This window comes from Pseudonocardia sp. ICBG601, from assembly GCF_020496245.1.
Genome location: NZ_JAHLJA010000225.1, coordinates 1 through 15,825 on the forward strand (window position 1 = coordinate 1; position 15,825 = coordinate 15,825).

Sequence of the window (15,825 nt, forward strand, 5' to 3'; positions counted from 1 at the left end):
CGTCGGGCACCGGCCGCAGCCAGCCGTCGAGGACGTGGGCCGCGGTGTTTGGTGATGGCGGTGCCGACCGTGGAGGTGGCGCTGTCGATGGTGCCCGCGCCGAGGGTGTTGATCGTGTACTCGGTCGGCCCGTACAGGTTGTAGCCCCACGTCCCCTCGGTTCGCGCAACCGCGACCACACCGACTCCGGCACCGCCTCACCACCGAGCAGCACCAACGGCGGCACGTGCGGACCGTCCAACAGACCCGCGGCGAACAGGTGATGGGCATAGGTCGGGGTCACGTTCACGACGTCGACCGCGTGCTCGGCGCAGTAGGCCACCAGACGCTCCGCGTCCCGGCGCAGCTGCTCGTCACACACGTGCACCTCGTGCCCCTCGACCAGCCACAGGAGCTCCTCCCACGACATGTCGAACGCGAACGACACCGTGTGCGCGATCCGCAACACACGACCACCCGCCGCCTCGATCGTCGGGGCGAAGATCTCGCGGCGATGGTTGACCTGCATGTTCGTCAACCCGCGGAACGGAGTGACGACACCCTTCGGTTTCCCCGTCGACCCCGACGTGAAGATCACGTACGCAGGGTGGTCCAGCCGGCCCGGGGTACCGGGCGCGAAAGCACCCAGCTCCTCGTCGGTCAGCGGCGTGTCCGGGACACCCGTCGAACAGACCGGCCTCGTCCAGACGCACCTGCGGCACGGACGGATCGAAGCGGGCGGCGACGGTGGAATCGGTGACCAACAGCGCCGCACCCGACGCGTCGAGGATCTCCGCGAGCCGCTCGTCGGGATGGTCCAGCTCCAACGGCACGTAGGCCGCACCGGCACGCAGCACCGCGAACAACGCGACGACGTTGGCCGTCGAGCGCGGCAGACCCAGCGCCACGACGGTCTCGGGGCCGGCACCGCGGGCCCGCAGGACCCGCGCGGTGCGGGTGACCCGGGCGTCGAGCTCGGCGAAGGTCAGACGGGACTCCCCCGCCACCAGGGCGGTGCGGTCCGGGCAGGTCGCGGCCCGCTCGGCGAGCAGCTCGGCGATCGTGGCGTCCGGGACCGGGGTGGCGGTCGCACCGGTGTCAACGGCGACGCCGAGGTCGACCGCGGCGAGCGGGGCGTCCGGCGCGGCGGTGAGGGCGTCGAGCACCGCGACGAAGCGGTCCATCAGCGACCGTGCGGTATCGGTGTCGACCGCCTCCGGACGGTGGTCGACGGTCAGCTCCATGTCGTCGAACGGGTTGACCGCGAACGACAGCGGGAAGTGGGAGTCGTCGAGGGTCTCGACGTCGGCCATCCCGTGCCGCTGCGCGGCCTCGGCGAACGCGTCCCAGGCGTTGCGCAGGGTGAACAGGGTGTCGAACAGCCGCGGACGGCCGGTGGCCTGCTGGATCTGCCCCAGCCCGAGGTACTCGTGCGCGACGAGGTCGGCGCGCTCGTCGGCGAGGCGGCGCAGCACGTCGGCGCCGGTGTCGGTGGGGGCGAGCCGGACCCGGACGGGGACGGTGTTGAGGAAGAGCCCGACGGCATGCTCCACCCCGGCGATCTCGTCCGGTGCGACGGCCATCGGCGTGCCGAGCACGACGTCGTCGCCGCCGGTGGCATGGCCGAGCACGACGCCGAGCGCCGCGATCAGGACGGTGTTGATGGTGACCCCGTGCCCGGCGGCGACGACCCGGACCCGGTCGGACAGCGGGACCCCGAGCCGGGTCCCAATCCGGGCCGAGGGTTCGGTGAAGGACCGCTGCTCCTCGCCCGCGACCAGGGTCGGGGCGGCGAGGTCGGCGTAGGCCCGCTCCCACACCTCGCGCGAGGTCTTCTCGTCCTGGTCGGCGGTCCAGCGCAGGTACGTGTCGTAGCCGGGCGCCGCCGGGGGCTCGCCACCGTCGTGCAGGGTGAGCAGGCGGTCGACGACGCGCATGGCCGAGGCGCCGTCGAACAGCTGGAAGTGGTTGGTGAGCACCAGCCGGTCCCGGCCGTCGGGCAGGTGCACGAGGAGCAGGCGGAACAGCGGCGGCGCGTCGAGCGGGATGGGGCGCGCCCGCTCCTGCTCGGCGGCCTCGCGGGCACCGTCCACGGACGCCACGGACAGCTCCGGCACCGGCAGGTCGGGGAGGTGACCCCGGACGACCTGGACCGGGCGACCGCGGTCGTCGGTGGTGAACCCCACCCGCAGCAGCGGCGTGGCCGCGACCAGCCGGGCCAGCGCGTCCCGGAGCCGCTCGCGGTCCAGGGTGCGGTCCAGGGTGAACACGGTCTGCAGGATGTAGACGCCGCTGCCGGCCGTGTCACCGCCGGTGCCCTCGGCGGCGTCGTAGACGGACTGGAAGTAGAGGCCCTCCTGCAGCGGGGACATCGGCCAGACGTCGGTGGCGGTGCCGCCGACCCGCTCGCCGAGCGCGGCGACGTCGGCCGGGCCGAGCCCGAGCAGGTCGCGCAGCAGCCGGGTGTCGGTGCGGACCGTCTGCGGTGCCGTGCCCGCGACGCGGGCCATCCCGGCCGGGGTCCGGTGGGCGAACACGTGCGAGGTGCGGACGTCGAGTCCGGCCTCGCGCGCGGCCCGCACGACCCGGGTGGCGAGGATGCTGTCGCCGCCGAGGGTGAAGAAGTCGTCGTCCGGGCCGACCCGGGCAGCACCGAGGACCTGGGCGAACGCGGCGCACAGGGTCCGCTCGACGTCGTCGGCGGGCTCGCGGTCCGCGGTGACGGGGCCCCCGCCGAAGTCGGGCTCGGGCAGGGCGCGGCGGTCGAGCTTGCCGTTGACGGTCAACGGCAGCCGCTCCAGCACGACGATCGCAGCCGGGACCATGTACCCGGGCAGGACGGCGCCCAGCGCGGTGCGCACGGCGGCGGGGTCGGCCGTGGTGCCGGGGGTCGGCACGACGTAGCCGACGAGCCGCCGGTCGGCGGCGTCGGTGCCGGTGTGCACCCGGGTGACCGCCTGCGCGATCCCCGGCAGCGTGAGCAGGCCGGCGTCGACCTCCCCCAGCTCGACCCGGTACCCGCGGATCTTCACCTGTTCGTCGGCGCGGCCGGCGAACTCCAGCTCCCCGGCCCGGTCGAACCGGGCGAGGTCACCGGACCGGTAGAGCCGGGTGCCGGGTGGGCCGTCGGGGTCGGCCACGAACCGGACGGCGGTGAGGTCGGGGCGGTCGGCGTAGCCCTGGGCGAGCTGGGCGCCGGCGACGTGGATCTCGCCGACGACGCCCTGCGGGACCGGTCGCAGCCGCCGGTCCAGCAGCCGTACCTCCAGCCCGGCCAGTGGGCCACCGACCGGGCTGACCGGCCGGTCGAGGTCGGCGGGGCCGATCTCGCGGTAGGTGGTGTGCACCGTGGTCTCGGTGATGCCGTAGAGGTTGGCCAGCACCGGGGCGCCGGGGGCGTGCCGGGCGCACCAGTCCCGCAGCAGCCGCGGCTCCAGTGCCTCCCCGGCGAACACCACGTAGCGCAGGGTCTCGGCCGCCGCGCCGCCGGTGGGCTCGGCGAGGGCCAGGGGGCCGAACGCCGAGGGCGTCTGGCTGAGCACGCTGACCCGCTCGGCCGCGATCAGTGCCCAGAGGCGCTCCGGGTCACGGGCGGTGTCGCCGTCGACGACCACGACCGTCGCGCCGGTCGCGACCGCGCCCCACAGCTCGAACACCGACACGTCGAAGGCGATCGAGTGGACCAGGGAGAACACGTCGTCGGCGGTGACGTCCATGGTGCCGCCGGGTGCCACGGTCGCCGCCAGCAGCGACAGCACCGCGCGGTGCGGGACCTCGACGCCCTTGGGCCGGCCGGTGGACCCGGAGGTGTAGACGATGTACGCCGGCTGCGCTGCGGGGACGGCGACGGGCTCGGGCAGCGGTGCGACGTCCGCCGGGAGCGCGTCGACCCTGACCACGCGCGGGCCGAGACCGGTCACGCTCTGCGGGGTCGTGGCGACGGCCAGCAGGCTGTGCGGCCGGGCGTCGCCGACGATGAGCGCGAGGCGACCGGCCGGGGAGTCGACGTCCAGCGGGACCGCGGTGGCCCCGGCGAGGGCGACGGCGAGCACCGCGACGACCATGTCTGCGCCGCGCGGGACGCCGACGGCCACCCGGTCCCCCGGGCGGACCCCGTCGGCGACGAGCACGGCGGCCAGCCGCCCGGCACGGTCACCGAGCTCGCGCCAGGTCAGCCGCTCCGCCCCGGCGACCAGCGCGGGGGCGGCGGGCCGGGCCGCGACGGTCGCGGCGAACAGCGCCGCGAGGGTGGCGGGGAGGGTCTCCGGGAGCCGGTCGGTGCCGGTCGGCGCCGGAGCGGGTGCCGGGGCCGGCGGGTCGAGCCGCAGCTGGGAGAGCCGGGTGCCGGGCGCCGAGGCGACCAGGTCCAGCAGCCGCTCCAGCCGCGCGAGCACCGCCTCGATCGTCGTGGCGTCGTAGAGCTCGGTGGCGTACTCGACGATCACGCCCAGCCGCGGGTCGCCGGTCTCGGTGACGGACTCGTGGAAGGCGAAGGTCGCGTCGAACTTCGCCGAGCCGGTGCCGGTGCGCCGGGCCGTGGTGACGGCGCCGTCCAGGTCGAGTTCGCTGCGGTCGGGGTCGGTGCGCAGGTAGAGCAGCTCCACCTGGAACAGGGGCGAGGCCGCGCCCCGCTCCGGGCCGATCCGGTCGACGACGCGGTCGAAGGGGACGTCGGCGTGCTCCATCGCGGCCAGGTCCGCGGTGCGGGCCCGGTCCAGGACCTCGGCCAGGGTCGGGTCACCGTGCAGGTCCAGCCGCAGCGCCAGGGTGGTCAGCGCGAACCCGACGACGTCCTCGGCCCCCGCGTGCCGCCGCGCCGAGACCGGGGTGCCGACCACGACGGTCTCCCCGGCGTCGTCGCCGGGGTCGCGGTCGGCGTCGGCGTGCGCCTCCAGCAGCACGGCCAGTGCGGCGTGCAGGAGCATGAACATGCTGGTCCCGTGCCGCTGGGCGGCGGCGCCGAGCGCCGCGGCCAGCTCGGTGCGGAACTCGGAGCGGACCTCGGCGCCGTGCCCACCGGGCGTCGCGGGCCGGGGCCGGTCGGTGGGGAGCGTGCTGACCGGCGGTGCGCCGGTCAGCCGGTCGGCCCAGAACTCCAGCTGGCGTCGTGCCCGGTCGGTCGGCTCCTGCGGGGTCCCGACGAGCGCGGCCTGCCAGGCGGCGACGTCGCCGAAGCGCAGCGGCGGTGCGGGCAGGGCGGGGGCGCGCCCGGCGCGGCGGGCGGCGTAGGCGGTGCCGAGGTCGGCGAGCAGGACCCGCAGGGACCACTCGTCGACGGCGATGTGGTGGCAGACGAGCCCGATGCGGTGGCGGTCGTCGGCAGTGCGGACGATCTCGGCGCGGACCGGGGCCTCGCGCTCCAGGTCGAAGCGGTGCCCGACGAGCGCGGCGAGCGTCGCGTCGGCGCCCGCCTCGTCCGACGCTCCGGTCCCGACGTGCACCGGGAGCTCACCGGGCGGATGGACGTCCACCGTGACCGTGCCGTCGGCGGTCTCGCCGTAGGTGGTGCGCAGCACCTCGTGACGGGCGACGACGTCGTGCAGCGCGGCACGGAACGCCTCGGGGTCGAACGGGCCGGCGACGGTCCACTCGCGGGGGACGTTGTAGGCCGCGCCGGGGCCCTGCATCCGGTACAGCGTCCACATCGGATGCTGGGCAGGGGCGAGGACCGCGGGTGCGGTGTCCGGGCGGCGGACCGGGCCGTCGGCGGCAGCCGGGTCCCGGTCGTCGGTACCGGCGAGGGCGCGGTCCGCGACCAGCGCGGCGAGTCCGGCGACGGTCGGGCGGGCGAAGACGTCGGGGACCGTGACCGGGGCGCCGAGCCGTGCCCGCACCCGGTTGGCCAGCCGCAGCGCGGACAGCGAGTGCCCGCCGAGGACGAAGAAGTCGTCGTCGACGCCGACCCCGGTGCGGTCGAGGAGCTGTTCGAACAGTGCGCACAGTGCGCGCTCGCGGTCGTCCCGGGGCGGGCGCGAGCCACCGTGGACGCGGTCGGGGACCGGCAGCGCACGCGTGTCGATCTTGCCGCCGGGGGTGCGCGGCAGCTCCGGGAGCACGACGACCGTGGCCGGCACGAACTGCGAGGGCAGCCGCTGCGCGACGGCCGGGCGCAGGTCCTCCCCCACGAGCTCGGCGGTGTCGTCGGCGGGGACGACGTAGGCGACCAGGGACGGTCCGTCGCCGACCGTGCGGGCGACGACCACGGCGCGCGCGCACACCCGGCTGTGCGACCAGGGCGGCCTCCACCTCGCCGGGTTCGACCCGCACGCCGCGCACGGTGACCTGGTCGTCGGCGCGGCCGAGCAGCTCGAACCGGCCGTCGGGCAGGCGCCGGGCGAGGTCACCGGTGCGGTAGAGGCGGGCACCGGGCACGGCAGGGTCGGCGACGAACCGGGCGGCGGTCTCGGCCGGCCGGCCGGCGTAGCCGCGGGCCACCTGCTCGCCGCCGACGTACAGCTCGCCGACGACGCCGTCGGGTACCGGGGCCAGGAACCGGTCGAGCAGCGCGACGGTGCTGCCGGGCACCACCCGTCCGGCCGTGACGTGCTCGCCGTCGACCTCGCCGGCGAGCACGTCGCCGGCGACCTCGGAGGATCCGTAGGAGTTCACGACGACCGAGCCGGGCGCCCACGCGCGCGCGGCCGCGACGGCGGTGGCGGTCAGCGGCTCGCCGGAGCAGATCCAGCGGCGCACCGCGACCGGGCCGGGGGTCTCGGCGAGCACGGACACCAGCGACGGGACGGCGGTGACCTGCGCGACCGGCTCGGTGCGCAGCAGCCGGGCCAGTGCCTCCGGCTCCGTCGCGGTGGCGTCGTCGGCGACCAGCACCCGCGCCCCACCGGCCAGCGCGGCGAGCAGTTCGGTGACCCCGTCGATGAAGGCGATCGAGCTCTTGGCGACCCGGACGTCACCGGGCTCGACCGGCCAGGCCCGGCCCGCCCAGTCCAGCCGCCGGGCCAGGCCGCGGTGGGTGCCGAGGACGCCCTTGGGCACGCCGGTCGATCCGGAGGTGTAGACGAGGTAGGCGGCCTGCTCGGGGCGCGGCCGGACGAACGGCCGGTCCGGGGCCGGGCCCGTCGCCAGGTCCGCGACGCTCGCCGTGGCCGCACCGGTCGTGACGGCGGCACCGTCGGTGATCACCAGGGCGGGCGCGGAGTCGGTGAGCACGTGCCGGATCCGTGCGGCCGGGTAGCCGGGATCCACCGGTACGAGGACCGCGCCGGCGCGCAGGACGCCGAGCACGGCGGCGACCAGGCCGGTGGTGCGGGGCAGCAGCACGGCGACCCGGTCCTCCGGCCCGATGCCGCGCGCACGCAGCGCGGCGGCGACGCGGTCGGCGGTGTCGTCGAGCTCGGCGACGGTCACCTCCACCGGAGCCTTCCCGGGGCCGGGCGCGCCGACCAGGGCCACCTCGTCGGCGCGGTCGGCGACGCCCGGGCCGAGCGCGTCGGCCGGGTTCCAGCGGGGCGCGCCGTCGGTGGCGGTGAGCGACCGGTGCACCGGGCGGGTGGTGAAGACGTCGGCGAGCCGGCGGTCCGGGTCGTCACCGGCGTCCTCGATCAGTGCCTCGAGGTCGGCCAGCAGGGTGGACACGGCGTCCGCGGTGAGGTGCGCCGCGGCGTAGGTGGCCTCGACGTCGAAGCCGTCGTCGGTGAGGAACACCTCCAGCGCCAGCGGGTGCTGGGCGGTGCCGTTGTCGGTGCGCAGCCAGCTCGTGGTGGCACCGGGCAGCTGCGGGCCGTCCAGCTTCTGGGTGAGGAACAGCAGCTGGGCCTCGAACAGCGAACGGTCCTGTCCCGACGCCGACGGGTTCAGCTGCTCGACGAGCCGGTCGTAGGGGAAGCCCTGGTGGGCGAACCCGTCGGCCGCGACGCCCGCGACCCGGCCGGTGAGCGACCGGACGGTGTCGTCGGACCGCACCTGCGAGCGCAGTACGACCAGGTTGCCGAAGTTGCCGACGAGCTCGGTGACCCCGCCCTCCTCGCGGTTGACCACGGCGGTGCCGACGGCGACGTCGCCGGTGCCGGCGAACCGGCTCAGCACGGCGCTGTAGCAGGCGAGGACCACCGTGTACGGCGTCGTGCCCAGCTGCGCGGACAGCTCCCGGACCGCGCGGGCGGCGGCCGGGGAGAAGCGCCGGTCGACCCGTCCACCCGTCTCGACCCCGGCCGTGGGGTCCTCGGCCGGCAGCCGGTCGAACAGCGCGGGGACCGGTTCGGCGAGCCGCTCCCGCCAGAACGCGGCGTCGGCGTCGTGGCCGCTCCCCTGCCCGGCCGCGGCCCACGCCCGCTGTTCGGCATCGGCGAAGTCCGCGACCTGGCGCTGCGGTGGGGTCGTGGTCACCGCACCGTCCAGGGCCTGCCGGTAGGCGCGCTCCAGGTCGCGGGAGATCACGGCGAAGGTGAGGCCGTCCCAGGCGATGTGGTGGACCTGCAGCAACACCGTCGTGCGTGCCGGGCCCTCCCGGACCACCGCCACCCGCAGCGCGGAGTCCGCGGCGAGGTCGTAGGGCCGCGACGCCCGCTCGCGGGCCAGCTCGCGAACCCGGGCACGACGCGCGTCGGCGTCGGCCCCGGGCGCGTCGAGGACCTCCCAGGGGTAGTCGAGCGAGTCGTGCACCCGCTGGAACGGGTCGCCGTCGTCGCCCGCGTGATAGGTGGTGCGCAACACCTCGTGCCGGGCCACCAGCGCGTCGAAGGCCGCCCGCAGGGCCGCCACGTCGAGGTCGCCGTCGACGGTCAGCTCGATGCACAGGTTGAACGCGGTGCTGCCCGGCACGATCTGGTGGTGCAGCCACATCCGTCGCTGCGCGAACGACAGCGGGAACTCGGTCCGACCGGCCCGGCGCGGCGCGGCGCCGGGGTCGCTGCGGCGCAGGCCGGACTCGGCCAGGCGCCGGCGATCAGGGCGCGCTTGCGCTCGTCGAGACTGGTCATGGTGGTGGCCTCCGGTGTCCCGGGCGGGACGGATGGGTGCGGTCGTTCGGGTGCGGTCGTTCGGGTGCCGCAGTTCGGGCGCGGCGCGGCGGCGGGGCTCAGCAGTGCAGAGGACCGCTCACCGGTCGGCCAGCGCCCGGTCGACCTCGTCCTCGGCGAGCGACTCGATCTCGTCGACGACCTCGGCGACGGCGTCGAGGCGTTCGGGCTCCTGCGCGCGCAGGGCCCGGCACAGCTCCCGCACCGTCGGGTGGGCGAAGACCGTGCGTGCGGAGACGGCGTCGGTGTCGAGCAGCTCCCGCAGCTGGGAGACGATCACCGTGACCAGGACCGAGTCCCCGCCGAGGGCGAACAGCGGGGTCTCGACGCCCACCGGGCCGTCGTGCTCGAGCACCTGCGCCCACACCCGAGTCACCACCCGCTCCAGGGCGGAGTCGGGCTCGACCCGGTCTCCGCCCTCGGCCACCCGCTCGGCGACGGCGGCCCGCACGGCCCGGCGGTCGATCTTGCCGTTCGCGGTCAGCGGCATCCGGTCCAGCGCGACGACCGCCCGCGGGACCATGTGCGGCGGCAGCGCGTCCGGGAGCGCGGCCGCGACGGTGTCGGGGTCGGCGGTGCCGTGCACGGCGACCGCGAGCACCGCGTCGCCGACGACGACGGCGACCGCGCGGGCGACCCCGTCGACGGCGGCGGTGGCGGCCTCGACCTCCCCCAGCTCGACCCGGAAACCGTTCAGCTTGACCTGGTCGTCGCGACGGCCGAGGAACTCGACGGTGCCGTCGGATCGGTAGCGGGCGAGGTCCCCGGTGCGGTACCAGCGGCGCCCGTCGAGCGTCAGGAAGCGGTCCGCGGTGCGGTCCGGGTCGCCGCGGTAGCCGTGCGCCACCCCGGCGCCGCCGATCCACAGTTCGCCGGGAACGTGGTCGGGTGCGTCGCGGCCGAGGTGGTCGACGACGCGCAGCGCGACCCCGTCGAGCGGGGTGCCGTAGGGAACGCACCGCCACTCCGGGTCGACGGCACCGGGGCCGTCGCCGACCTCGGTGACGGTGGAGTGGATCGCGGTCTCGGTCGTGCCGCCGAGCCCGGCGAAGCCGCAGCCGGGCACCCGTTCGCGCAGCCGGCCCGGCAGATCGGTGCCCACCCGGTCGCCGCCGAGCAGGACCTGGCGCAGGGTGTCGCCGAGGTCGTGCCCGGTGGCCAGCAGCGCGTCGAGCAGCGCCGGCACGCAGTTGAGGATCGTGACGCCGTGCTCGCGGATCGCGCGTGCCCAGTGGTCGGGGTCGCGCTGGGCGCCCTCGGGCACGACGACGGCGGCACCGCCGGTGCCGAGCACCGCGAACAGGTCGAACACCGACAGGTCGAAGTCGAGTGCGGAGACCGTGAGCGTCCGGACGCCGCTCCCGATCCGGTAGCGGCGGACGAGGTCGTCGAGGGTGGCGACGGCGGCGCGGTGCGGGACCTCGACTCCCTTGGGCTCGCCGGTGGAGCCGGAGGTGAACAGCAGGTAGGCGGCCTGCTCCGGGTCCGGGCCGGCCGCCTCGGGCAGCGGCGCGTGGGCCAGGAGCTCGGTGAGCGTCACCCGGTCCTCCCCCGGCTCGGCGGTGATCGCCCACCGGTGCCCGGACACCGCCCGGATCCGCTCGACCCTGGCGGGGGGCTGCTCCACGCCCAGCGGCACGTAGGTGCCGCCCGCGGCGAGCACCCCGAGCACCGCGACGACCTGCTCCGGTCCGCGCGGCAGCGTCACCGCGACCGGCTCGCCCGGCGCGACCCCGCGCTCGCGCAGCCCGGCCGCGACCCGCAGTGCCCGGTCGGCCAGCTCGGCGTGGCCCAGCACCCCGGAGTCGGCGACGACGGCGGGGGCGTCCCCGCGGGCGACGGCGCCGGCGAAGAAGTCGTGGTGCAGCGGTCGCGCCGGCGGCAGCTCGGCGGTGGTGTTGACGCGCTCGCGCACGGCGAGCTGGTCGGCGGGCAGCAGCGCCGGGACGGGTACGGACCAGGTCCGCTCCTCGCCCAGACCGCGCACGAGCCGGCTGAACGCGGCGAACATGGCCTCGCCGACGCCGTCGGGCAGCAGGTCGGCGCGGACGTCCCAGTTGACCACGATCTGCCCGCCGACCTCGGTGATCTGCGCGTCGAGCAGGACCTGCGGCCCCTGCGAGATCATCCACACCGGGTCGCCGAACAGCGCCCGCGCCTGCTCGTCGAACAGCTCGCCGAGGTTCAGCCCGCTGGTGAAGACCACCGGTGCGAGTACCTGCTCGCCCGCGCGGCGGCCGAGCTCGCGCAGCACCTCCACACCGGAGAAGGCGGCGTGCTCGGCGTCGGAGTGCAGCCGGTGCTGGACGGCCCGTGCCCGTTCCAGGAACGTCGCGGGCGTGGTCAGGTCGACCTCGAGCAGGACCGAGCCGGTGAAGTCACCGACGACCCGGTCGATCTCGGGGTGGACCGGGTCGCGGTCGAACAGCGGGACGTTCACCACGAACCGTGGCTGCGCGCTCCACGCGCCGACCACCTCGGCGTAGGCGGTGGCGATGACGGCGGCCGCGGTCAGACCGTGGCGGCGGCACGCGGCGAAGACCGCGTCCCGCTCGTCGCCGGCCAGGGTGAACGCGAGCCGCTGGGCGCGCGGCCGGCCGGTGCCGTGTTCCACCGCGGGCAGCTCGGGCGCCCCGGGCAGGTCGGCGGCCCGGGTCTCCCAGTAGGCACGGGCGGCGTCGGACACCGCCCGGCGTGCAGCCGGCCTGGCCTGCAGGTACTCCCGGTAGGTGACGCCGATCGGTTCGGTCTCGGGCGCGTCGAGGCGGTGGGCGTAGCAGTGGGCCAGGTCGGCGAGCAGCACCCGGAAGCTGACGGCGTCCGCGGCGACCATGTCGACGTCGACGTGCAGCCGGGCTCCGTCGGGCAGCAGGCTCACCGCGACCCGGAAGACCTCGCCCCGCTCGATCGCGAGCATCTCGTGCGACATCGCGTCCCGGGTCGCGGCCAGCCGCTGCTCGCGCTCGGTGTCGGACACCGCACGCAGGTCGTGCACGACGGGCGTGCCCTGGCCGTCGGCGGGCAGGATCTCCTGGCGGCCGTTGTCGGTGATGCGGGCGCGCAGCATGGGGTGCCGGTCGACGAGCCGGCGGACGGCCGCGGCCAGCCGGTCGGGGTCGAGACCGGGCCCGTCGAACTCCAGGTACAGGTGCGGGGCCACCCCGCCCAGGGGCTGGGCCGGGTCGCGGCCGGCCCAGTACGCGTGCTGGAGCAGGGCCAGCCCGAACTCGGCGGACTCGTCGGTCGCGGCGGGCTGCCCCGCGTCGGTGGGCTGCTCGTCGGTGCCGTCCGTCGCCGGGGCGGCGTCGGGACGGCGGGCCAGGAGCGCGGCCCACGCCGCGACGGTCGGGCGGGCGGCGAGGTCGCCGAACCCCACGTCGAGCCCCTCGTCGCGCCAGCGCGAGACCAGGCGCATGAGCGCGATGGACTGCAGGCCGAGCTCGAACAGGTCGTCGTCGTCGCCGACGTCCGCGGGCTCCTCGTCGACCAGGTCGGCGATCAGCTCACGGAGCTCGTCGGTGGACACGGGGCTCATCGGGGTGGTTCCTCCTGCGCGGTGGTTGCGGACGCTCAGCGACCGGCGAACTGGTCGAGGGCTCCGGGCACCGGAGCGGCGGGGTCGGTGTCGAGCTCGACGATCCGGTTGTGGGCGTCGACGTGGACGACCCGCGGCACGTGGTCGGCGACAGCGGACTGCGGGACCTGCTGGTAGGCGACGATGATCGTGAGGTCGCCGGGGTGCACGAGGTGTGCCGCGGCCCCGTTGACACCGATCACGCCGGTACCGCGCTCACCGGTGATGACGTAGGTCTCGAGGCGGTTGCCGTTGTCGATGTCGAGGACCTGGACCTTCTCGCCCTCGACCAGCCCGGCCGCGTCCATGAGGTCCTCGTCGACGGTGAGCGAACCGACGTAGTGCAGGTCGGCCTGGGTGACCGTGGCGCGGTGGATCTTGCCGCTGAGCAGCGTGCGGTACACCTGCGGGACGACATCGGCGACGCCGGACATGGGGGTTCCTTCCGTTTCGGGGGTGAGGGGTGGAGCGGGTCAGCCGGTGCGGTCGGCCAAGCTGCGCGGTCGCAGGTCGGTCCAGTGCTGCTCGACGTGCGCGAGGCAGGACGCGCGGTCGGCCGGACCGTGCGCGACCTGCCAACCCGCGGGGACGGCGGCGAACCCGGGCCACAGGGAGTACTGACCCTCGTCGTTGACCAGGGCGTAGAACGTCCCGGTCTCGTCGTCGAACGGGTTGACGGACATGGCTGTCTCCTCTGTCGTCGGTCGGGTCGGATCAGCGCGCGGCGCGACCGGCGGGACACGGGCCGGACCGCTCGGTGCCGGCGGACACCGCCCGCTCGAGCTGGTCGTGGCCGTCGCGGGTCGACGGTCGGGGGCTGCTGGTATCACGGAGAGCGACCGGGCTCCCGAGGCTCGCGCTCCCCGTCGTGGTGTCCTCGGTGAGGCTGCCGTGGTGCCGCCCGACCTCGTCCCGACACTCGGCGACGCAGCCGGTCGTCCGACCGCCACCGCTTCGCACCCTCGCGGGGTCGGCCATCACTGTCCCTTGCACATGGTCGGCTGCACTTCTCTAAGGCGAGCCTAACTTCATCACATCGATCAACATCCCGCCTAGAGAGTGACATCACGCAGAACTCCCACACCGCCCGAAACGCCAGGTCGGAGTAGCGTGAGGAGGCCAGCGTCACTCGTTTGACTGATCTCGTCGCGCGTTGGCGTTACTGCGTCCTGGTGTGACGCCCCGGGCCTCCTCGGCCCGTTCGACGGAGGCCCCGGCCCCGGGGATCAACCCTCCGCACACGACTGCGGCCGGCACCGGGGATGCCGGAGCCGGCCGCAGTGGAGGACGAGGGACTACTTGGACACGGCGTCCGACAGACGCGGGGCGATCCGGTCGACGATCCATGGGATCGACAGCGGGGACGGGTTGCGCAGCCCGATGAACTCGTCGTAGTCGTAGGTCACGACCGCGCCGCGCTGCACCACCGGCAGCCGCTCGTACAGCGGGTTCTGCTGGAGGGTCCTGAGTGCCTCCGCGTCACCGCCGTCGAACAGGACGAGGGCGTCCGCGTCGAGCGAGGCGATCTGCTCGGAGGAGAGCTGCACCCCGAACGACTCCCCCTTCGGCAGCGCGAGGATCTGCGGCGACAGCGAGAGCCCCAGCGCCGCGGGCACCGAGTTCATCGCGTCGTCCGGGTCACGCAGGGCGGTCACCGCACCGGGCTGCACGAAGCCGAAGGTGTAGGTGGCACCCTGCAGCGCCGGGTGCGCGGCCCGCGTCTCGTCGAGCTTCGTCTGCACCTGGCCGATGACCCGCTCGGCGTCGGCCGGCCGGCCGAGCGCCGTCGCGAGCTGCGTCGTCATCTCCTGCCAGGTGTCCTGGGCCGGGCCCTTCTGGTAGCCGATCGTCGGCGCGATCGCACTGAGCTGCTGGTAGGACTTCTGCAGCGCGAAGTAGCCAGGGGCGAAGATCAGGTCCGGCTTCAGGGCGGCGACCTGCTCGATGTTCACCTCGGTGGCCTCGCCGGTCACGGGGAGCACCTCGACGTCCTTGGCCCCCGGGGCCTGCGACGTCCACGGGGAGAGACCGGACTCGCTGCCGCTGGAGGACGCTCCGACGACGGGCGCCTGCAGCGCCAGTGCGACGTCGAACCCGGTGGGCCCGAGCGCCACGATCCGTGAGACACCGGGCGGCACGGTCGTGGTGCCCAGTGCGTGGGTGACCGTGACCGAGCCCTGGGCGGTGTCGGGGGCACCGGAGGACTCACTGCCGCAGGCGACGGTTCCGAACAGCAGCGCGCCGCACACGGCGGCACCGAGGAGTCCTCGGCGACTTAACTTAGGCATACCTCGTAAGTTACGCAGGAGGTACTCGTCCGCGGAAGATCGGTCGCGGTATCGGTGCGGCACCGCACAGTCACGATGGTCCGATGAGGACCGACGCGCATGAGCAGGGGCCCCGGGCCGTGACGGCCCGGGGCCCCTGCTCATGCGGTCGGAGGCGAGCGTTGGTCGGGGCGCACTCTTCGGCGCCCGGCGTCGTGCCGCGTTGGTCGCGTTCCCGGTCCGGCGCCTCCCGGGCCGGCGCGGTCGGGCGTGTCCTCGCGGTCGGTGGCGGTGTCGGTGCGAGGACGCCGGATCGTGCGACGGCGGGCGGTCCGAGGCCGGGCTTCGGGCCACGGACCGGACGCGGCGACGATGGCGAAGAACGCGGCGTCGGTGTCGGGCCCGGTCTCGACGTGGGCGGTGACCCCGCAGTCGGGTGAGGTACGGCCGTCGAGCGGCATCTCGACGACGGGGGCCGTGTCGGCTCGGGCCGGAACACCCGAGGGCGCTACACACGGGGCGTCCAGCATCGTCATCACCTCACGAGGGTCGAGGAGCGGAGTCGCCCCGGTCGGAGCACCGCGGACGGTGCCCGACCCGTGGGCGACTCCACCGTGCGGTTCGAGTGATGGTCGGTCGATGATCAGAAGTCTCGAGGTGGCTGCCACCCCCTTCCGAACCTGTCGTCGTGGCCGTTCCGTGGCCGTTCGGTGGCCGTGACCTCGGCGGACCGCCGCGTCAGGGAGGACCGGACCAGGAGCTGTCGTCCGCGATCGTCGACCCGATCGCGACGTGCGTCGGCCAACCCGGGGCCGCCGGGACGAACGGTCTGGCGTCCGGGTCGAGGAACCGGTCCAGCGCACGGAACGGATTGGTACGCATCACCAGGTTCTCACCTCCCTTTCCGACCTTTTCCACGCACACCGGGAAACGGGGCACGGCACGGACGACGTCACCATATCTGTCGCCCGGGCTCACTTCGGCCTACCATTCCCGGCCTGCTCGGAGGAACCGTCGCTCACACTCGGAC

The 15,825-nt window shown here is 75.0% G+C and carries 6 protein-coding genes and 2 pseudogenes; all 8 read right to left on the reverse strand.

The genetic code is table 11. From position 1 onward, the window contains the following. Nucleotides 1-829, reverse strand: an 829-nt coding sequence (locus tag KPL57_RS73560) for an AMP-binding protein (RefSeq protein ID WP_374203975.1), incomplete at its 3' end; no start/stop codon positions are given. Further along, nucleotides 774-6,197, reverse strand: a pseudogene (locus KPL57_RS62060) (amino acid adenylation domain-containing protein); the annotation flags it as partial. The pseudogene KPL57_RS62060 and the gene KPL57_RS73560, both read right to left, overlap by 56 nt. Before the next feature lie 4 nt (nt 6,198-6,201). After that, nucleotides 6,202-8,988 (reverse strand): annotated as a pseudogene (locus KPL57_RS62065) (amino acid adenylation domain-containing protein); the annotation flags it as partial. A 45-nt stretch (nt 8,989-9,033) separates the two neighbouring features. Continuing rightward, nucleotides 9,034-12,489 (reverse strand): non-ribosomal peptide synthetase, encoded by a 3,456-nt coding sequence (locus KPL57_RS62070; RefSeq protein WP_226359094.1) that lies wholly within the window; start codon nt 12,487-12,489, stop codon nt 9,034-9,036. Nucleotides 12,490-12,524: 35 nt separating this feature from the next. Then, a complete protein-coding gene (panD, locus tag KPL57_RS62075; RefSeq protein ID WP_043282205.1) occupies nt 12,525-12,932 on the reverse strand; it encodes an aspartate 1-decarboxylase in 408 nt (135 codons plus the stop codon). A 69-nt stretch (nt 12,933-13,001) separates the two neighbouring features. Next, nucleotides 13,002-13,211: an MbtH family protein gene (locus KPL57_RS62080; RefSeq protein ID WP_020627831.1), complete on the reverse strand. Its 210-nt coding sequence runs from the start codon at nt 13,209-13,211 to the stop codon at nt 13,002-13,004. Nucleotides 13,212-13,823: 612 nt separating this feature from the next. Then, nucleotides 13,824-14,816 carry an iron-siderophore ABC transporter substrate-binding protein gene (locus tag KPL57_RS62085; protein WP_170918283.1) on the reverse strand — a complete coding sequence of 331 codons (993 nt, stop codon included), beginning with the start codon at nt 14,814-14,816 and terminating at the stop codon, nt 13,824-13,826. Between the two features lie 717 nt (nt 14,817-15,533). Beyond that, a complete protein-coding gene (locus KPL57_RS62090) occupies nt 15,534-15,677 on the reverse strand; it encodes a hypothetical protein (RefSeq protein ID WP_226359095.1) in 144 nt (47 codons plus the stop codon). Nucleotides 15,678-15,825: the final 148 nt, after the last annotated feature.